The sequence below is a fragment of the Mycobacterium sp. NPDC006124 genome, assembly GCF_040614235.1.
Lineage (GTDB): Bacteria > Actinomycetota > Actinomycetes > Mycobacteriales > Mycobacteriaceae > Mycobacterium.
The window spans coordinates 392,500-416,073 of the sequence record NZ_JBEXUA010000004.1; the positions used below are offsets into that span (position 1 = coordinate 392,500).

Annotated in this window: 22 protein-coding genes and 1 tRNA gene; 9 read left to right on the forward strand and 14 right to left on the reverse strand. The window is 69.6% G+C overall.

Annotated elements, in window-relative coordinates; translation table 11 throughout:
• Positions 1 to 10: 10 nt before the first annotated feature.
• A complete protein-coding gene (locus ABZ195_RS11505; RefSeq protein WP_355217675.1) occupies positions 11 to 445 on the reverse strand; it encodes a group I intron-associated PD-(D/E)XK endonuclease in 435 nt (144 codons plus the stop codon).
• A gap of 64 nt (positions 446 to 509) precedes the next feature.
• Between ABZ195_RS11505 and ABZ195_RS11510 the strand changes: the two genes are divergently transcribed.
• A tRNA-Arg gene (locus ABZ195_RS11510) sits at positions 510 to 582 on the forward strand.
• A gap of 47 nt (positions 583 to 629) precedes the next feature.
• Here the strand turns inward: ABZ195_RS11510 and ABZ195_RS11515 are convergent.
• The 4 genes from ABZ195_RS11515 to ABZ195_RS11530 form a co-directional block, all read right to left on the reverse strand.
• Positions 630 to 887, reverse strand: coding sequence for a DUF3297 family protein (locus tag ABZ195_RS11515; RefSeq protein WP_355217677.1), 258 nt, complete (start codon positions 885 to 887; stop codon positions 630 to 632).
• 47 nt (positions 888 to 934) lie between these two features.
• Complete coding sequence (locus ABZ195_RS11520) at positions 935 to 1,348, reverse strand: MerR family transcriptional regulator (RefSeq protein ID WP_355217679.1); 414 nt, start codon at positions 1,346 to 1,348, stop codon at positions 935 to 937.
• Positions 1,349 to 1,356: 8 nt separating this feature from the next.
• Positions 1,357 to 2,829: a SulP family inorganic anion transporter gene (locus ABZ195_RS11525; RefSeq protein ID WP_355217885.1), complete on the reverse strand. Its 1,473-nt coding sequence runs from the start codon at positions 2,827 to 2,829 to the stop codon at positions 1,357 to 1,359.
• Positions 2,830 to 2,983: 154 nt separating this feature from the next.
• Entirely contained in the window at positions 2,984 to 3,115 is a 132-nt protein-coding gene (locus ABZ195_RS11530) for a hypothetical protein (protein WP_355217680.1), read from the reverse strand.
• A gap of 147 nt (positions 3,116 to 3,262) precedes the next feature.
• Here ABZ195_RS11530 and ABZ195_RS11535 point away from each other — a divergent pair, with 147 nt between their 5' ends.
• Positions 3,263 to 3,826 carry a hypothetical protein gene (locus ABZ195_RS11535; RefSeq protein ID WP_355217682.1) on the forward strand — a complete coding sequence of 188 codons (564 nt, stop codon included), beginning with the start codon at positions 3,263 to 3,265 and terminating at the stop codon, positions 3,824 to 3,826.
• Between the two features lie 7 nt (positions 3,827 to 3,833).
• Here ABZ195_RS11535 and ABZ195_RS11540 read toward each other — a convergent pair whose 3' ends face one another.
• From ABZ195_RS11540 to ABZ195_RS11550, 3 genes are read right to left on the reverse strand one after another with little or no spacing between them, the layout of a single operon-like run.
• Entirely contained in the window at positions 3,834 to 5,201 is a 1,368-nt protein-coding gene (locus ABZ195_RS11540) for a glycosyltransferase (RefSeq protein ID WP_355217683.1), read from the reverse strand.
• Positions 5,194 to 6,210 carry a hypothetical protein gene (locus ABZ195_RS11545; protein WP_355217685.1) on the reverse strand — a complete coding sequence of 339 codons (1,017 nt, stop codon included), beginning with the start codon at positions 6,208 to 6,210 and terminating at the stop codon, positions 5,194 to 5,196. Before ABZ195_RS11545 ends, ABZ195_RS11540 begins: the two co-directional genes overlap by 8 nt.
• A complete protein-coding gene (locus tag ABZ195_RS11550; RefSeq protein ID WP_355217687.1) occupies positions 6,207 to 7,157 on the reverse strand; it encodes a WcbI family polysaccharide biosynthesis putative acetyltransferase in 951 nt (316 codons plus the stop codon). The genes ABZ195_RS11545 and ABZ195_RS11550 overlap by 4 nt, the downstream gene beginning before the upstream one ends.
• Positions 7,158 to 7,220: 63 nt before the next feature.
• Between ABZ195_RS11550 and ABZ195_RS11555 the strand changes: the two genes are divergently transcribed.
• From ABZ195_RS11555 to ABZ195_RS11570, 4 genes are all read left to right on the forward strand, one after another.
• Positions 7,221 to 8,258, forward strand: coding sequence for a hypothetical protein (locus ABZ195_RS11555; RefSeq protein ID WP_355217689.1), 1,038 nt, complete (start codon positions 7,221 to 7,223; stop codon positions 8,256 to 8,258).
• A gap of 212 nt (positions 8,259 to 8,470) precedes the next feature.
• On the forward strand, positions 8,471 to 9,247 hold the full coding sequence (locus ABZ195_RS11560; RefSeq protein ID WP_355217691.1) for a hypothetical protein: 777 nt from the start codon (positions 8,471 to 8,473) through the stop codon (positions 9,245 to 9,247).
• A 12-nt stretch (positions 9,248 to 9,259) separates the two neighbouring features.
• Complete coding sequence (locus ABZ195_RS11565; RefSeq protein WP_355217886.1) at positions 9,260 to 10,123, forward strand: ABC transporter ATP-binding protein; 864 nt, start codon at positions 9,260 to 9,262, stop codon at positions 10,121 to 10,123.
• A gap of 4 nt (positions 10,124 to 10,127) precedes the next feature.
• Positions 10,128 to 12,629, forward strand: coding sequence for an FtsX-like permease family protein (locus ABZ195_RS11570; protein ID WP_355217693.1), 2,502 nt, complete (start codon positions 10,128 to 10,130; stop codon positions 12,627 to 12,629).
• Between the two features lie 3 nt (positions 12,630 to 12,632).
• Here ABZ195_RS11570 and ABZ195_RS11575 read toward each other — a convergent pair whose 3' ends face one another.
• The 6 genes from ABZ195_RS11575 to ABZ195_RS11600 are packed head-to-tail and all read right to left on the reverse strand — an operon-like array spanning position 12,633 to position 20,028.
• On the reverse strand, positions 12,633 to 13,796 hold the full coding sequence (locus ABZ195_RS11575) for a hypothetical protein (protein WP_355217695.1): 1,164 nt from the start codon (positions 13,794 to 13,796) through the stop codon (positions 12,633 to 12,635).
• 26 nt (positions 13,797 to 13,822) lie between these two features.
• Positions 13,823 to 14,794, reverse strand: coding sequence for a haloalkane dehalogenase (locus ABZ195_RS11580; protein WP_355217697.1), 972 nt, complete (start codon positions 14,792 to 14,794; stop codon positions 13,823 to 13,825).
• A gap of 11 nt (positions 14,795 to 14,805) precedes the next feature.
• Positions 14,806 to 15,507, reverse strand: a complete 702-nt coding sequence (locus tag ABZ195_RS11585; protein WP_355217699.1) for an SDR family oxidoreductase — start codon at positions 15,505 to 15,507, stop codon at positions 14,806 to 14,808.
• 4 nt (positions 15,508 to 15,511) lie between these two features.
• Complete coding sequence (locus tag ABZ195_RS11590) at positions 15,512 to 17,923, reverse strand: PEP/pyruvate-binding domain-containing protein (protein WP_355217701.1); 2,412 nt, start codon at positions 17,921 to 17,923, stop codon at positions 15,512 to 15,514.
• Positions 17,924 to 17,926: 3 nt separating this feature from the next.
• Complete coding sequence (locus tag ABZ195_RS11595; protein ID WP_355217703.1) at positions 17,927 to 18,904, reverse strand: TIGR03617 family F420-dependent LLM class oxidoreductase; 978 nt, start codon at positions 18,902 to 18,904, stop codon at positions 17,927 to 17,929.
• Positions 18,901 to 20,028 carry a hypothetical protein gene (locus tag ABZ195_RS11600; protein ID WP_355217705.1) on the reverse strand — a complete coding sequence of 376 codons (1,128 nt, stop codon included), beginning with the start codon at positions 20,026 to 20,028 and terminating at the stop codon, positions 18,901 to 18,903. Before ABZ195_RS11600 ends, ABZ195_RS11595 begins: the two co-directional genes overlap by 4 nt.
• Before the next feature lie 40 nt (positions 20,029 to 20,068).
• Here ABZ195_RS11600 and ABZ195_RS11605 point away from each other — a divergent pair, with 40 nt between their 5' ends.
• The 3 genes from ABZ195_RS11605 (at position 20,069) to ABZ195_RS11615 (ending at position 23,572) form a co-directional block, all read left to right on the forward strand.
• Positions 20,069 to 20,698, forward strand: a complete 630-nt coding sequence (locus ABZ195_RS11605; protein ID WP_355217707.1) for a TetR-like C-terminal domain-containing protein — start codon at positions 20,069 to 20,071, stop codon at positions 20,696 to 20,698.
• Between the two features lie 460 nt (positions 20,699 to 21,158).
• Positions 21,159 to 22,793, forward strand: coding sequence for a fatty acyl-AMP ligase (locus ABZ195_RS11610; protein WP_355217709.1), 1,635 nt, complete (start codon positions 21,159 to 21,161; stop codon positions 22,791 to 22,793).
• A 26-nt stretch (positions 22,794 to 22,819) separates the two neighbouring features.
• Complete coding sequence (locus ABZ195_RS11615; RefSeq protein ID WP_355217711.1) at positions 22,820 to 23,572, forward strand: enoyl-CoA hydratase; 753 nt, start codon at positions 22,820 to 22,822, stop codon at positions 23,570 to 23,572.
• The last annotated feature ends 2 nt before the right edge of the window (positions 23,573 to 23,574 follow it).

A 23,574-nucleotide genomic window follows, 5' to 3' on the forward strand; every position in this document is an offset into this window, starting at 1 on the left:
GATCCGACGCTTAGCGGCCGACCACGGGCTGGCCGGGCAAATCGAGATAGGAATCCGCACACAGCACACCCGCCTGTTGCCCGTTCCGGCTCGGGACGATTCGAAGGGTGACCGATGTGCCATGGGCACCGGGGCGGAGGTAGTAGCACCGATCCGTCTCGGGGCAGTAGACGGACACGACGTCGACGACGTCCTTGTCCATCGGCCTCGTGTGACTACCGTGCCGATCGGCCCAGGTCGAACGGAAGTGAACCTTGACGGCTCCGGCTCGAGCGGAACGGTATTTCACCTGAAGTCGGTGGAATTTGCCACGGTCATAAGCCACCAGATCGAACGGCGCGTGCTCCGTGACTGGAAAGAGGACGATGAACCCCTTGCCTGCCAGATCGGCATGCACCTTGGCGACACCGAGGTCGCCTTTGTCCTTCGTGAAGTGCGCCCCCATGCCTCTGATCGTAGGGATTCGCGTATCAGTCGAGTCGCGCCAATTCCGCTAAGGTATGTGCGCTGCCTCCGTAGCTCAGTGGATAGAGCAACCGCCTTCTAAGCGGTTGGTCGCAGGTTCGATCCCTGCCGGGGGCGCTGGTCCGACGTCGTCGACGCGTCGGCGGTTCGGGTACCGGCTTTCGCTACGTCGCCGAGCGAAAGTAGGGCTCGACCGTGCCGCTGAGCTTGACGACCATTGGATTCCCGCGGCGGTCCTTGGCCGTGGGCACCTCGACCCGCACCCAGCCCTCGGCGACGTCGTACTCGTGAACGTTGGTCTTCTCAGCGCCGTTGAAGCGAATTCCCACGTCGCGCAGAAGCGCCTCTTCGTCGTAGAACTCGCTGCGCGGGTCGATCGAGAGGTGGTTCGGTGGAACGTCTTGGATGTGATCCTCGCACATGGTGGCTTTCGTTGACTGGCTGGTGCTCGGATTCGACGCCTGAGAACTTACGCGACGCCGCCGGACTCGTCGGCCACGCCGTCCGCCAGGCCGGCGAGCAATCCGCGGAGCTCGTCGGCATAGGCGAGATGCTTGCGCAGCTTGGCGGCACTTTGCTCGGCGGCGGTGCGGCACTCCCGCAAGTAATCGGCCGCCAGGCGTCGGCGGTCTTCGGAGGCGTCGGCCTCGGCGAGCACGTCGACGGCATCGAGCAGGTCTCTCATTTGCGCCAGGCTGAATCCCAGGGGCTTCATCCGGCGGATCACCAGGAGCCGTTCGACGTCGGCCTCGGTGTAGAGCCGGAACCCGCCCGCCGAACGCGCCGACGGCGTGACGAGACCGACCTCGTCGTAGTGACGAAGCGTGACGATCGACAACTCCGTCGCGGTGGCCACCTGGCCGATCTGCATCTGCATCCCCATCTCGGTGCCTAGTGACCAGAGCCCAGGTTTCCAGAGAGCCGGCCGTACCGGTCGGCGGAGTCCTCGTCGAGACCGACGATCTCGACGCTCTTTCCCTTCGCCCGGTACTTCGTGGTGACCGCGTCCAGGGCGGCGACGGTGGAGGCGTCCCAGACGTGCGAGTCGGACACGTCGACGACGACGTTGACCGGATCGCCGGCGTAGTCGAACTGGTAGACGAGGTCGTTGCTGGAGGCGAAGAACAGCTCCCCGGTCACCCGGTAGACCACCGTGTCGCCGAGTCCGTCCGCGCCATCGACCTTCTCGACGCTGACGAGATGCGCGACGCGCCGTGCGAAGAGCACCATCGCGGTCAGCGCGCCGACGATGACGCCGTAGGCGAGATTGCTGGTCACGACCGTCACGGCCACCGTCGCCACCATCACCAGCGTCTCGCTGCGGGGCATTCGGCGCAGGGTCGACGGCGCGATGCTGTGCCAGTCCATCGTGCCGACCGACACCATGATCATCACGGCGACCAACGCCGCCATGGGGATCAGACCGACGACGTCGCCCAACCCGACCACCAGTCCGAGCAGGAACAGTCCCGCGAGGAACGTGGAGATGCGGGTGCGCGCGCCGGACACCTTCACGTTGATCATCGTCTGGCCGATCATCGCGCAACCACCCATGCCGCCGAACAGACCCGTGACGACGTTGGCGACGCCCTGGCCCCAGCTCTCCCGGGTCTTGTCGCTGTGGGTGTCGGTGATGTCGTCGACGAGCTTGGCCGTCAGCAGCGATTCCAGCAACCCCACCAGGGCGATGGCCAAGGCATAGGGCGCCACGATCGCGAGGGTGTCCCACGTCCACGGCACGTGCGGCACGACGAGCGTCGGCAGGCTCGTGGGGAGTTCGCCCTCGTCGCCCACGTTGGGGATGTGGACCGAGAACGCGAGTGCGGCCGCGGTCAGCACGACGATCGCGATCAGCGGCGCGGGTATCACGGTGGTCCACCGCGGCAACACCACCATGATCAGCAGTCCCGCCGCGACGAACGGGTATACCAGCGCCGGTACTCCGATGAGGTAGGGCAGCTGCGACAGGAAGATCAGGATGGCCAAGGCGTTGACGAAGCCCACCATCACGCTGCGCGGGACGAACCGCATCAGTCGCGCGACGCCGCCCGCGGCCAGCAGCACCTGCAACATTCCGCCGAGTAGGACCGCCACGATGAGGTAGTCGAGGCCGTGCTGGCGGACGAGGGGGGCGATGACCAGGGCCACCGAACCGGTCGCCGCGGAGATCATCGCCGGCCGCCCGCCGGTGACCGCGATCGTCACGGCCATGGTGAAGGACGCGAACAGACCGACCCGCGGGTCGACGCCGGCGATGATCGAGAACGAGATGGCCTCGGGTATCAACGCCAGCGCCACCACCAAACCGGCGAGCACTTCGGTGCGCAGTCGCCGGGGCGAGCGCAGGGCGGTCAGGACCGACACGCTGCGGTCGGCGGAGGTCGTCGTGGCGACGTGATCGGGCGGAGGTGGCGGAGGCGTCACGGATTCCGTTTCTGGGCGAGGTGAATCGGTCGCACCAGACTCTACTCTCACCTCAGGTAAGAGTTGGCCTCGCGGCCCCCCGCCTCAGGCGGACCTAGGACGCGGGCCCGTTCTGCGGCGGCGGGCCCGGCGCCGTGCCGCCGTCCTCGGGCAGCAGTTCCGCCGACCCGTCGTCCTCGGACGCGTCGAGGTGTTCTTCGTGCCGGCCGCGATCGGGTTCGGTCATCGTCATCCCCTACTTCTGGGCTTTTCATCCGTCGTCCAGCACGTACCCGGGGGCGAGGTGACGAAACCGCAAGGGCACGAGACGTTTCAGACCCCCCGGCGACCGAGCATGCAGCGAGGGAAGCCATTCCAATCAGAGGAAAACCACATGTCATCACGCAACACCGTCGTCCGCTCACTTCACGACCTCGGCGCCGCCGCATGGTTCGGCGGCTCGCTCATGGGCGCGGTGGGTGTCAACGGTGCCGCCGCAGCCGTCGAGGATCCTCGGGAGCGGGCGAAGATCGCCGCAGTCGGACGGGCGAAGTGGGCGCCGGTGAACTTCGTCGCCATGGGAGCGCACCTCATCGGAGGCGCAGCGATCCTCAATGCGAACAAGGGCCGCGCCAAGAATCAGGAGGGCGTCACCGCGAACACCGTCACGAAGCTGATCCTCACCGGCGCTGCCGTGGGAGCCACCGTCTACAGCGGTGCCCTCGGCGCGAAGACCGCTCAGGGAGACGGACATTCGGTAGCCGGGGCCACCGAGCCCACGGCTTCGACCCCGGACGACGTCGCCGCGGCACAGCGGCAGCTCAAGTACCTGCAGTGGGTGCTGCCGGTGTTGACGGGCGCGATCATCGTCCTCGGCTCCCAGCAGGGCGAGCAGCAGCGATCCTCACAGGTGATCGCCGGTCTGGGGTCCAAGCTGTTGAGCCGCGTGGGCGACTGACCACGGGTCACCACGCCAGCGACGTGTCCCGCGAGCCCTCCCGAAGCCCGAGCTCGGTGGCGTCGAGGCGGCGCGTCTCGTAGAGCTGGCCGGCGGCCTCAGGTGACAACGACGGGCGCGGTCCGGCCGTCCAGCGTCGAGCACGGTTGACGGCCCACGACGAGCGGCAAGCGACCCCGACGTCGCCGTGCTCGACGAGGACCTCGCCGACACCGGGTGCGGCGCACGCCTCGAGCATCAGATCCACCGCCGACGCCGGGAGCACCGCGCGGCCCCGGGTGAACAGCACCACGCGGCACCGCGCGCCCACGCCCGCCGGAACGGCGCCGGTGCCGATTCGCGGGTCGTCGTCGCGCAGCTCGCCGCGCAGGCGGACCGCGTCGGCACCCTGGAGCCAGATGCCCACGTCGAGGTGCAGGAAGCTGGCCATGGTGGCAACCAGCGAGCCCACCGTGTGGCCGGTGACGTCGACGACGACGGCGACGGCGGGAATCTCGTATCGCAAGCCGTGCCGGCGAGCGTCGGGGTCGGGGACCAACCGCGCCACCGCGAGGGATTCGTGATTCTTGGCCGCGGTCCGCTCGGCGACGTCGCGGCCCGCCCAGTCGGGGCCCGAATGCCACGCGCCGGCCAACGGCTCGTGGTGCAGCACCGCTCCACTGCTCACCGCTCGGTGGGCGAGCTCCCAGTCCTCTCCGCCGTAGCGGGTGAAGGATTCGTCGAATCCGCCGATGTCGGTGAACAATTCGCGGCTGCAGCACATCACCGAGCTGATGACGTAGCGGTAGGAGCGGTGGTCGAGGTCCAGCAGCCGTCGCGTCCGGTCGTAGGCCTCGCTGAGCCATTGCGGCTCCTCGAGCACCTCGGGCGCGGGCCCACCCGAATGCCACGCCCGCCACCGATCTGGCGTCCACCCGTCGAGCGCGGCGTGCCTGCGGCGGCCGACGACCAACGCGTCGGGCAGCACCGACGGCAACCGGACGATGCGGCGCACGTAGTCCGGATCGGGATGGGTGTCGGCATCCAGGAAGCAGAGCACCTCGGCGGAGGTCGCACGCGCTCCCAGGTTGCGCGCCGCCGCGGCCCGAAAACCGTTGCGGCGCTGGCTGACCACCGAGACGTTCAGCGTCGACTCCGGCCGGGGCGCCTCGGCCGACCCGTCGTCGGCGACCACCACCTCGAGCAGCTCGAGCGGGTAGGTCTGCTGCTCGAGTGCCGCCAGCGTCACCGCGAGGGCATCGTGCTGCTCGTAGAACGGGATGACCACCGCGACGCGCACCGGCCGGCCCGGGTGCCCGTCGAGCAGGTCCCAGCGGTTGCCAGGCACCGCGAGACGGCCGTCGGACAACGGAATTGGTGCCTGAAGGTCAGACATCGTGCCACCGGGACAGGGCCTGCGCGTAGAGCGCCGCGGTGACACGGGACGGCGATCCGCTGCCCGCGCCGGCAGCGATCCACGTCGAGTCGAGGTCCTCCAGCGCCCGTCGCAGCGAGGTCCGCAAGCCGTCGGCGGTGTCGGGGTACGGCACCAGGGTGCCGGGGTGCCGCTCGGCGTGTTCGAGCGTGTAGCGGTTGACGGGAACCAGCGGGCGTCGGCCCGCGGCGATCCACGTGTTGATCGATCCCGACGCCGACACGTGCCGGTGGTGGGCCACGGGCACCGTGACGCCGCGAAGCACGTCGTCGAGCCCGTCGTCGGCCACGTAGCCGGTGACCGAGAACGGCCGGCCGGTGCGCGCGGCGGTCGCGGCCAGGCTCTGCACCACGTCGTCGTGCCCCGCCGACGGTTCGCCGACGGCGACGAAACCCACCGACGTCGGCAGGTTGGCCATCGCGGCGAGCACCTCGTCGTGCCCCTTGCCGGGATAGAGGAAGCCGAACACCCCGATGCTGCGGTCCTCGACCACCGGACGCGGCGCGAGGTCGCCGAGGTCGAGTGGGAGCGGGATGACCACGACGGCCGCGGGGTCGGCGATGCCGGACTCGGCGAGCAGTGAGCGTTCGTGATCGCTGTTGACCACCACGCCGTCGACCGCCGCGCAGACCTCGCGGTAGGCCTGCACGCGCTGCGGATAGTTGCCACCGTCGGACGGTTGCGGCACGTCGTGCAGCGTCACCGTCACGCGCGAGCACGCGCTCGTCGCCTGCCGGGCGAGCTCCGCCACCCGGTGCGCGGCGTCGAGCGGAGTGGCACCGAACAGCCGGTCGGTGAAGTTGAGATGCGCTCCACCGCAGCGCCGGTCGGCGTCGTCGAGGTCTTGAAAGTGCGGCAACCGGAGGACGTCGACTGGGCCGCCGACGTCACGAAGCGAGGCCGCCAGGTTTGCCGCGAACGTCACCACCCCGTGACGCGAGGGCCCGACCACCAGGTGGGTGGCCGTCACCGGACCGGGGCCGTCCCCAGGGCCAGCAGGTCCAGAGTGTGGGCGTGGCGCGCGATCGCCAGCTCGACGAAGTCGGGATTGTCCTGATACCAACGCAATTGGGTGCGGTGCACGTCCTGAGGGCTGATTTCGGAACCGTCGAACCACCAGTCGGCGCGACCGGGCGCGACGATGCCGCGAGCCGTGAGCACCCGCGACTCCAGCGGTGCGATCGCCGAGCCGAGCAGGGTGTGCGGCGGCGTGGGCACCGTGGCCGTGACGTCCAGTGCGGCCAACACCCGGCGCCCCAGCTCCACCAGCACTCCGTTGCCGGGATGGTTGACGGTGTGCGCGGCGTCGGCGCCGCTGCGCCCCAACACGTCCGACACCGCAACGTCGCACTGCAGTCCTTCCCGACGCGCCAGTTCGGCCTCACTCGCCTCGGCGACGGCGACGAACGCGGAGTCGGCGACCTCGACGTCCCACTCCTCGTCGGCGGTCAGGCCGTCGCGGGCCGCGACCACGGTCCGCAGATCGTGGTAGGGCACCACCGGCGGCACCACGCTCCGGTCGGACGGGCGCCGCACGATGGCCTGGAACGGATGCAGACCGGCGTAGCGGATCACCGGCCACCGGATCACCCGCGCCGAACGCGGCAGTCGAGCGGCGAGTTCGGCGGTGCCCAGCGGGAGGTCGCGGTAGCCGTCCCTGATCGGTTGGCACACCAGCACCTCGGCCCTGGCGAGCAGATCCCGGAGCGGTGGCAGGTCGGCGGGCTCGAGTTCGTGCACGGGCGGCATCCGAACGGTCGAGTAGGGGCGATCCGGCACGCCGTCGAGGACCAGCCGAAGCGCCTCGGCCTGACAGTTGCCGACCACCACCCACAGCGGCCGCGACTCGTCGTCACGGGTCGGGTCGACGCGGTAGAAGTCACCGTAGTGCCGAGTCCTCGGCGACGGTTGGTGCACCACGTCACGCTATCCGTCCGGCGTGATCTCGTGCAGACGGGGTAAAGGCTGCGGGTGCTCACCGTGGCGTCCGTTCCCGCAAGCCACCCCTACGTCGCCGCGGTGGTCGACACCTCGCGTGTCATGCTGCTGCCCGATCCGGTGCCACCCGGGGCCACGATGGCGGGCCAGTGGTGGCCACCGCGGCTGCTCGACCCCGACTATCTGCGCCGCGAGATCGGCACGATCGACGTGCTGCACGTGCACTTCGGGTTCGAGGCGATCGCCGTCGCCGACCTGCGCGCGGTCCTCGACGTGCTGCGCCACGCCCGGGTCCCGTTGGTGCTGACGGTGCACGACCTGCACAACCCGCACTTCGCCGACGCCGCGGAGCACCTGGCCCGGCTGGACGTCCTCGTACCCGCGGCCACGGTCGTGCTCACCCTGACCTCGGGGGCGGCCGCCGAGATCGGCCGCCGGTGGGGCCGCGACGCCGTCGTGCTGCCCCACCCCCACGTCCTGCCGATCGACGCCGTCGGCCTGGCGCGCCCGTCGCGCCCGCACCCCGTCGTCGCGGTGCACGGCAAGGCGTTGCGCGCCAACATCCGGCCGTGGCCGGTCGTCGACGCGCTGCTCGTCGGCGAGCGTCCCCGGCACCACCTCCGACTGGACCTCGACGACGAGGCCCTGCGCGTCACCGGCACGGCCGAGCGCGTCCGGCGCTACCGGGAAGCCGGGGTCGACGTGCGGGTGCATCGTCGATTCAGCGACGACGAACTGGCCGACTACCTGATGGAGGTCGACGTCGTGGTGCTGCCGTACGCGTTCGGCACCCATTCCGGGTGGGTGGAGGCCTGTCACGATGCGGGCACGACCGTCGTCGTCCCCGACTGCGGTTACTTCACCCAGCAGCACGGGGCGCCGGAGTACGGCTACGGCCCCGACGGGCTCGACGACGCCGGGCTGCGCCGCGCCGTGATCGCGGGCCTGGCCCGCCTGACGCCTTCCGCGACGGCCGACCTCGAGAAGCGCGAGCGGCGGCGCCGGCAGCGAGCCGAGGTCGCGGCCGCGATGGCGGACCTCTACGACACCGCCGTGTCGGCGGCACCGGCGGCTAGGTGATCTCGTTTGCCGTCACGGGAGCGCCGCTACCCTGCGTGGTTGCGCGGTTGCTGAACGCCTGACCCGTCGACGGGAGGCAGCTGTGAACCTCGTCGAGGCGTTTGCGTCTCATCCCGGTCGATGGCATGGTCAGTCGCAACCCGCAGACGGGTCACCTCCGCGACGGCAATCTGCCTGTCGAAATGCATGCTGATAGGTGGGAGCACCGGCGAGTGACGGAGTACGTCTACGACATGTCGGAGATCGAGCGCGACGCGCTGACCGCGCGCTTCCTCGACACCAAGCGACTGGGCTGCAGCCGGTTCGCCTGCTTCGCCATCGAGGGCACCGATCCGTTCGCCAACATTGCGCGACAGGTCGAGCGCGAGGTCTTCGAGGAGTCGTGGGGCAACGACGCCGCAATGATGAAGCGGGAGTACGGCCCGTACGACGAGAGCAGTCTGTTCTTCCTCGTGGTCGACACGAAGGACGGCGTACCCGCCGGGGCGCTCCGGATGATCCGCAACTCCCCCGCCGGACTGAAGACGATCGTCGACCTCGACGACTGCGTGAAGTCGCCCATCGCGCCGACGACGATCTCGGTCGACGAGGTGATGCGCCAGCACGGGATCGACGACCTCGACCGCGTCTGGGACGGCGCGACGGCGGCGATCCCCCGCCGCTACCGGCGCCGGCTGGTGGTCACCCACGTCCAACTGATGCGCATCATGGCGCTGGGGGCCATGCGGGAGAACATCCAGCACTTCGTCGCCGTCCTGGACGCACCGGTGGTCAGGCTGGCCCGCGACGTGTTGCGGCTGCCGCTGACCCCGCTCGCCGGCACGCCGCCGTTCACGCACATGGACGCCCCCGACAACCAGGCGGTCTACGCACACGTGCCGTCGATCCTGGGACTGGGCGGTCGCCGCAACCGCAAGGTGGGACAGAAGATCAAGGACTGCCTCGGCGAGAGGTCGTCGGCGGTCCCGGAACAGTTCGCCGCGAGGTGACCTGACGTGGCGTTGACCGTCGACCTGACCAATGTGGTACGGGAGTACCGTACGGGTGGGCACGTCGTCCGCGCCCTCGACCGGGTGACGCTGCGGATCAACGGCGGCGAGTTCACCTCCATCGTGGGGCCGTCCGGTGCGGGCAAGAGCACCTTGCTGCAACTGCTCGGTGCCCTGGACTCTCCCGACTCGGGCTCGATCCAGTTCAACGGCACCGAGATCGCGACGATGACCGACGAGCAACAGTCGACGTTCCGCCGCCATCAGGTGGGCTTCGTCTTCCAGTTCTTCAATCTGCTGCCCACCCTGACCGCGTGGGAGAACGTCGCCCTGCCGATGCTGCTCGACGGCAAGCGACTGCGCCGGGTGCGCGCCGACGCCGTGGCGCTACTCGACCGCGTCGGCCTCGGTGACCGGATCGACCACCGCCCCGCCGAGCTGTCCGGCGGGCAGATGCAACGGGTGGCCGTGGCTCGCGCCCTGATGATGGATCCGCCGCTCATCCTCGCCGACGAACCGACCGGCAACCTGGACTCCTCCACCGGTGCCGCGATCATGGAACTGCTGCGCGACGTCTCCCGGACCGACGGCGCCGGCCGCGCCGTCATCATGGTCACCCACGACCTCGCCGCCGCCGCGCAGACCGACCGCGTCATCACGGTGCAGGACGGTGTCGTCAGATTCGACACCGCCGGCGGCGCCGGTCGCGACGTGAACTCGCCGCGGCGTGCACCCGACGGCGGCCGCCACGCCGTCGGCGTGCGCGAACAGCCGACCGAGGTCATCCCGACCGTCCGCAACGGCGAGTTCACGTCACACGTCCTGCTCACCGACCCGCCACGCCGACGCGGCAAGCACTCCGCGCACCGGCGCTGACCCGGTGCCGCTCCCCGCCTTCAGCCGACTGAAGGTCCTCAACGTTCGTGAGCTGCGCACCCACTGGGGCCGCGCGTTGGCCTCGGTCCTCGTCGTCGCGGTGTCGGCCGCGCTGCTCGTCGCCGTCCTCGGGGTCTCCGGATCGATCACCGGATCGATCGACCGCCTCGCCACCAGCATCGGCGGCGACGCCGACCTCGAGGTCTCCGGCATCACCGGTGACGGCGTCGACGACGCCATGCTGACCACCGTGGCCGCCACCAAGGGTGTCCTCGCGGCCGTGCCGTTGATCCGAACGCGCGTCACCGCCGACGGCCAACCCGCCCTTCTGATTGGTCTCGGCCAGAACGCCGCCGAACTCCACTCCGACCTGCAGACCGCCATTCAGGACCAACTCGAACGGGGGTCGCCCGTGACGTCGGCGCCCGACGGGGTCATCGTCGGTGCCGGCCTGGGCGTGGCCAAGGGCCAACGATTCGAGGTGGCGGGCTCGACGCAGGTCACCGCCGTCGCCGTGGTGGACGGACCGGCCGCCCGCCGGCTCAACGACGCCCACTTCGTGATCGCCCCGTTGGCACTGGCGCAACGACTCTCGGGCCGCGAAGGCAGGCTCGACTCGATCCTGGTCTTCACCACCTCCGGTGCGGAACCGCCTGCGGTGCGCTCGGCGCTGACGACCGCACTGCAGGGCAGGGCGGTAGTGGCGACGCCGAGTTTCCGTGCTGCGCAAGCCAGTAGCTCGTTCGCCATTCTGCAGGCCATGACCCTGTTGGCCGCCTCGGTGTCGTTGGTGGTGGCTGCGTTCCTCAGCTACAACGCGATGAGCATCGCGATCGCACAGCGCCGCCCCCTCATCTCCACGATGCGCGCGCTGGGCGGGCGGCGGCGAACGATCATGTCCGACATGCTCTCCGAGGCCGCACTGGTGGGCTTCCTCGGCGGGATCGTCGGGTCGGCGGTCGGCGTCCTCATCGGACTTCTGGCCATCGGCAAGCTGCCGTCGACGATGGTGCAAACCCTCGACGCCCGGCTGGAATACGTCCTGCCCGTCTGGGTGGTGCCGCTGACCGTCGTGGCGTGCGTCCTAGCCAGTGTCAGCGCCTCCGCGCTGGCCGCCCGTCAAATTCACGCGGTCGCGCCGATCGAGGCGCTGGCCCCCAACGGCGCGTCCACCACCGACCGCGGGTCACGGCGGCTCAAGATCGCCGCGGGGATCGCCGGCGTGGCACTGCTCGCCGTCACCGTGGGCGTGGTCGCCGCCGACCTCGGTCAGATCGCCATCGCGTCGATAGCGTTGTCCTTCATCGGCTTCAGCGCGCTGTGCTTCGCCTTCTCGGGACCCATCATCGCGGCCGCCGCGGCCGTGGCCCGCCGGTTCGGATCCGCCGGGGTGCTCGGCGCAGCCACCATCGAGCGCGCGCCCAAGAGGATGTGGGTTGCGATGATGACGGTGCTGACGGCCGTCGTCACCACCGTGGCGGTCACCGGGGCCACCAGCAACGCCGTGGACTCCACGGTGGCCTCCTTCGCCTCGATCGCCCAGGCCGACGTGTGGGTGAGTTCGGCTGCCGCCACGGACTATTCGTCGACGCTGCTGCCGCCCGGGACGGCCGCGGCCGTCGCCGACGTCCCCGGTGTCGCACGGGTGGTGCCCGATCAGATGGCCTTCGCCACCGTCGACGAGTCGCGGGTGATGCTGCTCGGCATCGCGGCCGACTCGCACCGGGACATCTTCACCTCGCTGAGTCCGGGTGACCGCCAGAAGCTGCTGACGGGCGAGGGCGTGGCCCTCTCGCGCGATCTGGGCACGTCGATGAAGGTCTCGGCGGGTGACCAGATCACGCTGCAGACCCCCACCGGTCCGCGCTCCGTGCGAGTGCTGGCACTGGTGCCGTACTTCTCCGGGATGACGGGCACCGTCGCGTTGAGCCTGGCCGCCATGCAGGGCTGGTTCGACCGCGCAGGCGCCAGCGACCTGGAGGTCACCGTCACCCCCGGCGCCGACCCGGACGCCGTCCGGGCCGCGATCCGCAAGGTCGTCGCCCCGGAGGCCTTCGTCTACTCCGGCGACGAGGCGCTCGAGGGCGTGGCGAGCGCCCTGGACCAGGTGATCGCGGTCATCACGATCATCGCGTGGATCGTGGTCGTGGTCTCGGCGGTGACGTTGCTCAACACACTGATGCTGTCGGTGCTGGACCGCCGTCGGGAGATCGGGGTGCTGCGCGCCATCGGCGCCACCAGGGCCTTCACCCTCAAGGCCATCCTCGCCGAGGCCGCGGGCATCGGAATCGTCGGTGCAGCACTGGGACTCGTCCTCGGCGCCGCCATTCAGTACCTGACCTCGGTCGCGCTGACCAACGTGCTGAGCATCGACGTCGCGTGGCAGCCGAGCCCCTCGATGATCGGCATCGGGCTTGCGGCACTGGCGATCTGCCTGCTCGGGTCGGTGCCACCGGCGGTGCGGGCGGCCCGGCTCGACATCGTCGACGCGATCAGCGCCGACTAACCGTCAGCGGACGAACCAGGCGAACCAGTCGCGCGAGGACGGCTGCAGATAGTGCTGCGACGAGACCTTCTCGTCCGGAAAGAGTTTGAAGCCCTGCGGTGAGCCGCCGGGCTGCGGATGGAAGTACGCCCCGCTCACCCAGTCCGGGTTGATGTCGAGTTCCATGCCACGGACCACGCCGGCATCGGCGAGGATGCGGCCCAACGTGCATACCGACATGGCCGGGCCGGCGACGTAGACCTCGACTCCGGTTGCGGTGACTCCGAATCCGGAGCGGTGGATGAACGCCGTCTGACCGATCGTGGTGCCCCACTCCTTGGTGCCGCCGGTCGCGCAGGTCGGGTTGACCGCACCCGCGTCGACGAGCGGCACGAGGTTCTGCCGGACGCTCGTCACCCCCGGCGCCATCCGCACCTCCTGATTCCAGCTGCCGACATCCGCGGTGCCGTCGGCCCGCAGGACCAGGCTGGCCTCGCCGTCGACCAGGCGGCGGACGGTGCGCCCCTGGCTGTAGTACCCGGGATGGCTGGGATCGGTCAGCCGGAAGCCGCCGTTGAACGCCACCGCGACCGCATCCCTCTCGCCGGTGGTCAGCGCGGGCGCGGCGGACCAGTTGCCGCCGGGATCGGTGGTGCCGGGCCGTAATTCGCCGCGGATGAGGGCGGGGTCCATCCGCAACACGCCGACGACGAAGGAGGTGTGCTGATCGTCGGGCCGCAATGCCGCCACCTGAACGGCGGGCCTGCCGCGCACGCTCACGACCGTGTGCCACGTGCCTTCGTTGGGCAGCGCGGTCTCACCGCCCAGCGGCGGCATCGGAGCCGAGGGCAGCGTCGCCGAGCCCGGCACCTGCGGCACGGCCCCGGCCGCGGCGGGAATGCCACCGGCCGGCTCACCACCGACGGCGGGCTGGTTGCGCAGGTAGAGCTGCTTCTCCAACCAGGTCACCTCGGCGTTGAAGCCGTGACTGCGGCCCCATTCCGCGAGCTTGGCCGCGACGCCGTCGCTGCCGGGGACGCGCAGGGCGTCGACCGCGCAGCCGGCGGCGGTCACCGCCAACACCACGACCACCGCGAGGACGACCAGACGCAGGCGCCTCGGCCACCCGCGGGGCGTCGTGGGCGTCATGCGTCGCGCGGGGTCTTCTCGCTGCACCGTGGTGACCACGGCTACGAGATTGCCAGGGTTTGCTGTCAGTTCGCCGTGGACGAACTGTGCGCGACGAAGTCCGCCACGATGCGGCCGAGTTCCTCGCCGCGCTGCTCCTGCACGAAGTGACCGGCGCCGCCGATCGTCACGTGCTGCTGCCCACGCGCGCCGGGCACGTGGCGCTGGAACACGCCGTCCCAGCCGCGGGTGGCGGGATCTCCGTCGGAGTAGGCGGTGAGGAAGGGCTTGTCCCACCGCTGCAGCACGCCCATGGTGTCGCGACCGATCTTCGCCCCGGGATCGTTGCGGGTCAACGGGATCAGGGCGATCATCTGGCGGAGCCCTGCGGTGAAGGACCGGTCCGGGAACGGTGCGTCGTAGGCGGCCAGCACGTCGGCGGGCAGCGGTCCGGCCACCGCGTCGAGGAAGAAGCTCGGGACGATCTCCGGCGCCCGCTGGTAGAAGGCGACGTAGTCGAGCAGCGTCTCCTGCAACGTCATTCGGCCGTCCCCCACCCCGTGGTGGGCCCACTCGAGCTGGCCCTCCAGCGCCGGGTCGCAGGTGTGCAGGATGGTGTTGGTGGCCACGACCCGGGCGAAGCGCGCCTCGTCGCGGGCCAGCACGCTCAACCCCAGCGGCCCACCCCAGTCCTGGGCGACGAGGGTGACGTCGCGCAGATCCAGTGCGGCGACGAAGCTCGCCAGCCAGTTCACGTGCCGGGCGAAGGTGTAATCGGTTGCATCGGAGAGCTTGTCGGAGCGGCCGTATCCGATGTTGTCGGGCGCCACGACCCGAAGGCCGGCGTCGACGAGCACGTCGATCACGTGGCGGTACAGATAGGACCACGTGGGTTGGCCGTGTACGAGCAGCACCACCGACCCGTCCCGCGGGCCGACGTCCACGTAGTGCATGCGCAGCGGTTCGACGCCCCTGCTCTGCACGTGCACGTGGTGGGGCGGGTACGGATAGCCGGGCAGACCGGCGAACCGGTCCTCGGGAGTCCTCAGGACCGCCACGCGCCGCGGGGTCAGTTCCCGAGCTGCGGGTAGAGGCTCGTCACCCCACCGCCGAAACCTGACCGCACCTGGCGGCTGGTCTCGTCGGCGAGCACTTCGTACTCACCGGCCGCGATCGCGTCCAGGGCCTGGGCGGCGACGTCGGCGGGATCCGATCTCGGGCCGTCGAGCCCCTCGGCCATGTCGGTGTCCATGAGGCCGACGTGCAGTCCGGTGACCACGATGCCGCGAGCCGCCAACTCGAGACGCACGGCGTTGGTCATCGACCACGCCGCCGACTTCGACGCGCAGTATCCGCTGATGTCGGGGTAGCTCACCCAGGACAGCACCGAGAGCACGTTGAGGATGCCACCGCCGCCGTTGCGTTCGATCACCGGGGCGAACGCCCGCACCATCGACAGCGTGCCGAAGTAGTTCGTCGCCATCTCGCGGTGAGCACCGTCGAGGTCCCCGCTCAGGAGGTTCACGTTGGCCGCGATTCCGGCGTTGTTGACCAGCAGCGTCACGCCGCCCGCCTCCTGAGCCGCCGCGGCGACCGACGCCGGGTCGGTGACGTCGACGGCAATGGGGATGACGCCGTCGAGATCCACCGAGCCCGGATCGCGGGCCCCGGCGTACACCGTGGCGCCGCGGGCGGCCAACTGGCTGGCGAAGTGTCGCCCGAGCCCGCGGTTGGCGCCGGTGACGAGTGCGGTCGAACCAGAGATCTCCATGGAGTCATACTGCCCCTCGACGCACGGGCGCGTCCGACGTTCCGGGCACTGGCTCGACGCGAAGCCGGGTGACCGTCCCGCGGTCGCCGTCCACCCTGACGCGGTCCCCGGTCCTGAGCACCTGCGTCGCCACCAGGGTGTTGACCACGCACGGCAACCCGTACTCGCGCGCGACCACCGCGCCGTGGGACACCGAGCTGCCGATGTCGGTGACCAGTGCGGCGATCACCGTGAAGTACGGCGTCCAGCCCACGTCGGTGACGGGGGCGACGAGGATCTCCCCGCGCTGCACCTCACGCGCCTCCTGAATCGACTTCGCCACGCGCACCACGCCTTCGGCGACACCGCGACTCGCGGGCCGACCCAGGATCTCGCCCTCGGTGGTGACGCCGGCCGCTCGAGAGAGGATGGGCGTGGGCCGCCCGATCGAGACGTCGTCGAACTCCAGCGACTGCTGAAACGCCAGCGCTTCCCGGCGTTGCCGCGCACGTTCGACGAGTTCGGTGACGTCGGCTTCCCCCACCACCCGGTGCAGTTCGGCCCGGTCGAAGAAGAAGACGAGATCGGCGTCGGGCAGACGTCCCGAGGCGGCCAGCACGTCCCCCAGATGGCGGTATCCACGTTTGAGGCGGTGGGCCATGGCGGTCATCTTCGACTTGGTCTCCTCCCGGCCGCGCGCACCGCCCCGGGCCAGCCGCGCGAGCAGCCGAACCGTGCCGGACGCGGGCTCGTCGACCCCGCGGCCAGGGAGATGCCCACCGCTCGCGTCACGGACCGACTGCACCATGGCCTGCATCATCGACCCGAGCCCCTCGCCGTCCTGCGCCCACGCGGGGTCTCGCATGCACAGTTCGCGGTACCCACGGTGGCCGTGGCGACTCAGGAACGCACGCAACGCATCCGAGGCCGGACCGCCTCGATCCCGCAAACGGGTCACGGCCTCTGCCGGCTCCGCGGCCAGGAACCATTCGGTGGCGGTGTCGTCGGCCGCGACCAGCCGCACCACCCGGTCCAGTTCCTCCACCATGAGGGCACTCTCGACGTCGGCCGCGCCGGCCATCAGTCGGGCGGCCTCGGCCTGGCCGTTGCTCTCGTCACGACCGTCCTTGACGGCGCGGCGCACCAGGTAGCTCTCCAGGACGTTGGCGCCGACCGCCGCGCGCGAAGAGGAGCGCACGTGGACCAGGGTGACGTGGCAATACAGTTCGACGCCGGACTCCAGCTGTCGCAGAACGGCTTTCGGATCGTGACCGGTCGGGATCTCGAACCCGGCGATCTGGTCGCCGAGGCGCCGGATCGCCGGCCCGGCGGACAGCGCGTGCGACACGAGCCGGACCGTGTTGACGAGCTTGTCGGCGAACGGCTTCGGCGGCTTGGGCACGAGTTCGTCGACCACGCGTCCGCAGATCGACATTGAGAACTGCTCCAGGGAGTTGCCGAGGATGCCCGAACTCAGCGCCGTGCCCTCGGTCATGTTCAGGAACATGTGTCCGTAGAAGTACCCAACCTGACGCCACGGCGTGTCGTAGCGCTCCTGGGCGCGGGCCACCACCTGGGTCGTCTGCATCGCGTAGTCGATCGCGTACCCCGACACCGATGCGGTGAGCGGGCAGAACGCGCCCGGCATCATCTCGCCGATGTTGCACCGCGTGTAGACGTCGGCGGCGCCGGTGACGGGGGTGTCCATCTCGTTGAGGTCACCGGGCAGCGTGGTGACGGGTCTGGCCTGCAACCACCACAGGCGGCCGGCCTGGTCGACCGCCCATTCCAGATCCATGGGTCGACCGCAGTGCCGGGCGACCTTCAGTGCGCCGGCACGGATCTGGGCGACCTCGGCGTCGCTCAGCACGGGAGCCTCCCCGACGTCGCGGACCGCCTCGGTGCCGTCCGCGGTCAGCACGTAGTGGTCGGAGACCGCCGACCCGTCGACGAGCGCCTCCCCCAGACCGGCAATCGCGTCGATCACCAGGAGATCCCGGCGCCCGGTCGTCGGATCCGCGGTGAACACCACGCCTGCCGCCCGAGCGTCGACCATCCGCTGGACGACCACGTGCATTTCGACGGGATCGGGGCCGCCGTAGGCGGTGGCGCGCTCGGAGTCGGCGGAGAGGGCACACCGGTGAACGGCGGCGACGAAGTCCTCCAGGGTCTCGACCCCGAGCACGGTGTCGTATTGCCCGGCGAAGGAGTGCTCGGCGCCGTCCTCTCCGGTGGCCGAGGACCGGACCGCCACCGGTGCGTGCATCCGGGTGAAGCGCTCGGTCACCTCGTCCGGAAGCGGGGTCCGGGAGACCCCGGTGACGACGAAACCCGATGGGACGTCGAGTCCGAGGCGGGTCAATTCGGCCAGGCCCCAGGCCTTCCCGCCGAAGCGGTCGTCGACGACGTCGTCGAACTCGATCGTGGTGGTGTGCATTCCTCAGCCCAACGCGTCGACGATCTCGGCCAGGGCGTCGGTGGCGATGGGCCCCGGCTGATAGAGGCAGATGCGGTCGGAGATGCCGTCGACGCGGTCTCTGACGTGCGCAGCCACCTCGGCCGGGGTGCCGCACGCGGCGATGGTGTGCAGCACCTCGTCGTCGATCAGCGTCGGCATCTCCTGCCACCGCCCCTGCTTGGACATCGCGTTGAGTTCGGGTTGCAGATCGCCCCATCCGTGCGCGTCCAGCACCGGGCGATAGGCGGGCGTGGAACCGTAGAACGCCAACAGCATTCGCGTCGAAGCGTGGTCCTCCCCGACTGACACGATGATCTCGGGGACCACCGCGAGATCATCGGCGCCCCGGCCGGCCGCCGCGAGTCCCTCGCGAACGGCGGGCATGGTGACCTCGTGCAGGAAGCGCTTGGACCCGAACGGCATGACCAGCAGACCGTCGGCCACCTCGGCCGTGGCCCTGGTCATGCGAGGGCCCAGCGCGCCGAGATAGATCGGTGGTGGACCGAACGGGTTGGGGCCGGGGTTGAAGGTCGGTGTCATCAGGGTGTGCCGGAAGTACTCGCCGCGGAAGTCGAGCCGCTCGTCGTCGTTCCACGTGGCGAAGATGGCCCGCAGCGCGCCGACCATCTCCTTGATGCGGGCCACCGGGTGGTCGAACTCGGCGCCGTAGCGCTTCTCGATCTGAGCGCGAATCTGGGTGCCGAGCCCGAGGATGAAGCGACCCTCGGAGATCTCCTGCAGGTCGTTGGCCTGGTGCGCCAGCTGAATCGGATTGCGCGGCAACGCGATCGCCACGTTGGTCATCAGGTCCAGACCCTTCACCGACGACGCCAGCACCAGCGGGGTGAAGACCTCCCGCGGTCCTTCGAAGGTGAACACCCCGGAGGCGCCCGCTTCCCGCAACAGTGCTGCGCGTTCGACGACGTCGGTGGGACCGAACAGCGCGGTCATGACCTTCACGACGTGGCCCCGGACTGCGCGTCGGTCCAGTCGTGCAAGCCCGACGGATGGTGCGGGCCGATGACGGCGTGCTCGAACAGCCCGACCCCCTCGCGCGTGGAGCCGTCGGCCTCGGTGCAGGTCGCCCGGCCAACGTGGTCGATCAGGCTGAAGGGAGCTCGCGCCATGACCTCGGGATCGGTCAGGTCGTAGGAGACGCGTTCGGCCGACGGACCACCCATCCACGTGCCGTGAGACCAGGAGGAGTCACCGCCGTAGCCGGAGCCAAAGGCAATGGGCGCGAACAGCTTCGATTCGACGTCGAGCTGAAGCCGGTCACCCGAGCGCGTCATCATCTCGACGTGTGCTCCGGAGGGAATCCGGGTGCCCGACACGTAGTGGACGGTCGCGCGCACGCCGTCGAGCTGCTCGACCCTGCCGTCGGCCCACCTGCGGGTGCAGTCGTACAGGCTGCGGTGGCCGTCGGGGTCCTCCTGGATGATCAGGAAGATCTGGTAGTCGTCGAAGGCCAGTGGTAGGTACAGCCACCACATTCCGCCGAAGGCCGTGTCGGGCCGGCCGGCCGGCTCGGCCTCGCCGATCGGCCGGATGCCCCAGGACCGGTCGCGGTTGCCGACCGAATTCGCGGGGTCGACGTGCAGTCGGTCACCGTCGACGTCGATGCACCCCTCCCACGTGCCAAGCTGGGCGAAACGACAGGCCTGCAGGGTGACTCGGCGTTCGGTGTGCATGTGGTGCGGATGTTCCAGGGCAGCCGGGAACCTGCCCCGCCACCGCAGGTCGACCGCCACGCCGTCGGTCTCGGCGACGGTCAGGTGCAGCTCCTGCAGAGGTTCGACGACGTCGAGCCGGTAGCCGTTGACGAACTGGTGCATGCGGTCGTCGTCGATCGCGTCACTGAAGCGGACGGCGGTCTGGGTGTCTCCGCGACGGATCAGAACGTATGCGTCCTTGACGCCAAGCCGGGGGTAGTAGCCGATACCGGTGAGCATCATGAAGCGGCCGTCGCGCTCGAGCACGTTGAAGTAGGAGCGATCGTAGAAGTTGCGGTCCGAGGTGGCGGGGGCGCTGATGGGCACGGGCGCCTGGTGGATCGGGTATTCGTCGAGCGGGCTCAGGAACACGTCTCTCCAATAACGATACGATCCGAGTTATATTTGAATCATGAGACCAGATCTGCCCGAGGATGACAAGGACTCGGTCCGATCGTCCGCGGGACGGCCCCGCGACCGCAGGATCGACGCCGCGATCATCGAGGCCACTCGCGAACTGCTACTCGAGACGGGCTACTCCGCGCTCTCGCTGTCGGCGATCGCGGCTCGCGCCGGCACCACCACCGCGGCGATCTACCGGCGCTGGGCGGGCAAGGCGCAGCTGGTGCACGAGGCGATCCTGCCCGCCGAGGTCACGGCCATGCCGAGTGCATCCGGTGACGTCGCCGGGGACATCCGAGCGCTGGTGGAGGCCACCCGAACCATGTTCGACCGACCGGAGGTCCGCATCGCGTTGCCGGCGTTGATCGCCGACACCGTCGCCGATCCGGACGTCCACAGCAGGATGACCTCGCGATTCGCCGAGAGTCTCGCCACCTTTCGCACCCGGATCGGTGACCAGCCCGACCTGCCGAGTGACGTCGGCGACCTGCCGCTTCTGGCCGAGGTCGTCGTGGGCAGTGCGATCTTCCGCATCATCGTCCGTCACGACGCCCCGCTCGACGACGCGTGGGTGAACGATCTCACCGCCCTGGTGACATCTGGCTGGCGAACCACCTCGCACGGGTCCTTGCCTCGCTAGGCGCCGCCCGGCCGACAGGAATGCTCTGCGCCCCATCACTTTTTGGTCACTGCCCGGCGCGCCGCGCCTCGTTGGGGTCGGACCCCGGCAGACCATGGGCGCGCGGCGATGACGTCGCGCCCACGCCGACCAGAAATCAGCTGCAATGTGACGAACCGCGGAGAAAGCCGTGAACGCTCACCTCGAGGTGTCGACGAGGTGTCGATCCGCACCCGATTGATGCACCACACGTCGACTTCGGGGTCCGGTCTGTACAGTCAGTGCGTCCGACCAGTGCTGAGGAGTTCACGCTTTCCCCACCATCGGTGCCCTCGATGGCCGATGATGGACACATCCGTGCTGCTCACGCGGCAATGGCGCCTAGTCCCCGCGCTACCTCTCGAAGGTGCTCGACAGAGGGACGAATGCACGACGATCGAAGAAGAATCGCCGCCAACGCGCCATAGCCAAAGGGACTTTCGTGAGTAAATTCACCGAGACGATGTTCGCCAACGCGCACGACAGCCGTAACGGAATGACGACCGGCGACCCCCATGCCCCGGTTCGGCACACCTGGAAAGAGGTGTACGAACGGGCGCGGCGCATCTCGGGTGGACTCGCCGCCGCCGGCATCGGACACGGCGACGCCGTGGCCGTGCTCGCAGGCGCCCCCGTCGAGATCGCGCCCGTCGCCCAGGGCATCTGGATGCGCGGGGCCAGCCTGACCATGCTGCACCAACCCACCCCACGCACGGACCTGCAGCGCTGGGCGCTGGAGACGATGGACGTCATCGGCATGATCGAGGCGAAGGTGGTCGTCGTCTCCGACCCGTTCACCCCCGCCGCACCGGTGTTGACCGAACGCGGGATTCGGGTGCTGACCGTCACCGAGCTGCTGGCCGCCGACCCGGTCGATCCCGTGGAGACCGACGAGGACGACCTGGCGCTGATGCAACTGACGTCGGGGTCGACCGGCTTCCCGAAGGCCGTCTGCATCTCCCACGCCAACGTGGTGGCCAACGCCGAGGCGATGTTCGTCGGGGCCAACTTCGACACCGACACCGACGTGATCATCAGTTGGCTACCCTGCTTCCACGACATGGGCATGACGGGCTTCCTGACGGTGCCGATGTACTTCGGCGCCGAGCTGGTCAAGGTCACCCCCATGGACTTCCTTGGCGACATCCTGTTGTGGGCCAAGTTGATCGACAAGTACAAGGGCACGATGACCGCGGCGCCCAACTTCGCCTACAACCTCTTCGCCAAGCGGTTGCGCCGCCAGGCCGAGGAAGGCCAGTTCGACCTGTCGTCGCTGCGGTGGGCCCTGTCCGGCGCCGAACAGGTCGACCCGGCCGACGTCGAGGACCTATGCGAGGCGGGAGCCCGGTTCGGCTTGCGACGGGAGGCCATCGTGCCGGCCTACGGCATGGCCGAGACCACGGTCGCGGTGTCGTTCACCGAATGCGGTGCCGGCATGGTCGTCGACGAGGTCGACGCCGATCTGATGGCCGTCCTGCACCGTGCCGTGCCCGCCACCAAGGGCAACACCCGCCGCCTCGTCGCCCTCGGCAAGCCCATCGACGGGCTCGAGGTGCGCATCGTCGACGAGGACGACAACGTGCTGCCCGAGCGCGCCGTCGGCGTGATCCAGGTGCGGGGCAAGCCGGTCACCAAGGGTTACGTCACCATGGCCGGCTTCATCGGCGCGCAGGACAAGTCCGGCTGGTACGACACCGGCGACATGGGCTACCTCACCGACGTCGGCGACATCGTCGTCTGCGGCAGGGTCAAGGACGTCATCATCATGGCGGGCCGCAACATCTACCCGACCGACATCGAACGTGCCGCCACCCGCGTGGCGGGCGTCCGGGCGGGTTGCTCGGTCGCGGTACGTCTCAACGCCGGTCTGACCCGTGAAACCTTCGCCGTGGCAGTCGAATCCAACGATTACGACAATCCGGACGAGGTCCGTCGCATCGAACGCCAAGTGGCCCACGAGGTCTTCGGCGACGTCGACGTGCGGCCCCGCAACGTGGTCGTCCTGCAACCCGGCGTCATCCCCAAGACACCGTCGGGAAAGCTGCGTCGCGCCCACGCGTTGTCACTGGTCGACTAGCCCTGCCGATCCACTACTGTCGAGAAGTGTCCGATCTCGTACTGAGCCACGTCGAGGACCGCGTCGCTCTCATCACGGTCAACGATCCCGATCGCCGCAACGCGGTCACCGCGGAGATCTCCGCGGCCCTGCGGGCAGCGGTCGACGCCGCCGAGGCCGATCCAGGAGTGCACGCGGTGATCGTCACCGGCGCCGGCAAGGCCTTCTGTGCGGGTGCCGACCTGACGGCGCTCGGAGCCGCCGCCGAGGACGGTCTGCGGGTGATCTACGACGGTTTCCTCGCCGTGGCGAACTGCGCACTTCCGACCATCGCCGCGGTCAACGGCGCCGCGGTGGGTGCGGGGCTGAACCTGGCGCTGGCCGCCGACGTCCGGATCTCGGGTCCGCACGCCATGTACGACCCCCGGTTCCAGAAGCTGGGCATCCATCCCGGTGGCGGTGCGACGTGGATGCTGCAACGCGCCGTCGGCCCGCAGGTGGCCCGGGCGTCACTGCTGTTCGGGATGCGCTTCGACGCGCAGGGCTCCGTCGACCACGGACTCGCCCTGCGCGTCGCCGACGATCCCGTGGCCGCGGCCCGCGAACTCGCGGCGGGCCCGGCCTCGGCGCCGCGCGAGGTGGTCATCGCCACCAAGGCGTCGATGCGCGCGACGGCGAATCCGGGCGTCGTCGACTCCGAGCAGCACCGGCTGGCCGTCGACGTGGAGATCGGCCCCCAGGCCGCCTCGATCGAATCACCGGAATTCGCAGCACGATTGGCTGCCGCGAAGCGTCGGTAGCG

Bases quoted from the DNA above. Each gene is read 5' to 3' on its own strand.
- ABZ195_RS11520 (WP_355217679.1), bottom strand. From the start codon at position 1,348: ATGGGGATGCAGATGCAGATCGGCCAGGTGGCCACCGCGACGGAGTTG.
- ABZ195_RS11505 (WP_355217675.1), bottom strand. From the start codon at position 445: ATGGGGGCGCACTTCACGAAGGACAAAGGCGACCTCGGTGTCGCCAAG.
- ABZ195_RS11515 (WP_355217677.1), bottom strand. From the start codon at position 887: ATGTGCGAGGATCACATCCAAGACGTTCCACCGAACCACCTCTCGATC.
- ABZ195_RS11530 (WP_355217680.1), bottom strand. From the start codon at position 3,115: ATGACCGAACCCGATCGCGGCCGGCACGAAGAACACCTCGACGCGTCC.
- ABZ195_RS11585 (WP_355217699.1), bottom strand. From the start codon at position 15,507: ATGGAGATCTCTGGTTCGACCGCACTCGTCACCGGCGCCAACCGCGGG.
- ABZ195_RS11535 (WP_355217682.1), top strand. From the start codon at position 3,263: ATGTCATCACGCAACACCGTCGTCCGCTCACTTCACGACCTCGGCGCC.
- ABZ195_RS11590 (WP_355217701.1), bottom strand. From the start codon at position 17,923: ATGCACACCACCACGATCGAGTTCGACGACGTCGTCGACGACCGCTTC.
- ABZ195_RS11540 (WP_355217683.1), bottom strand. From the start codon at position 5,201: ATGTCTGACCTTCAGGCACCAATTCCGTTGTCCGACGGCCGTCTCGCG.
- ABZ195_RS11605 (WP_355217707.1), top strand. From the start codon at position 20,069: ATGAGACCAGATCTGCCCGAGGATGACAAGGACTCGGTCCGATCGTCC.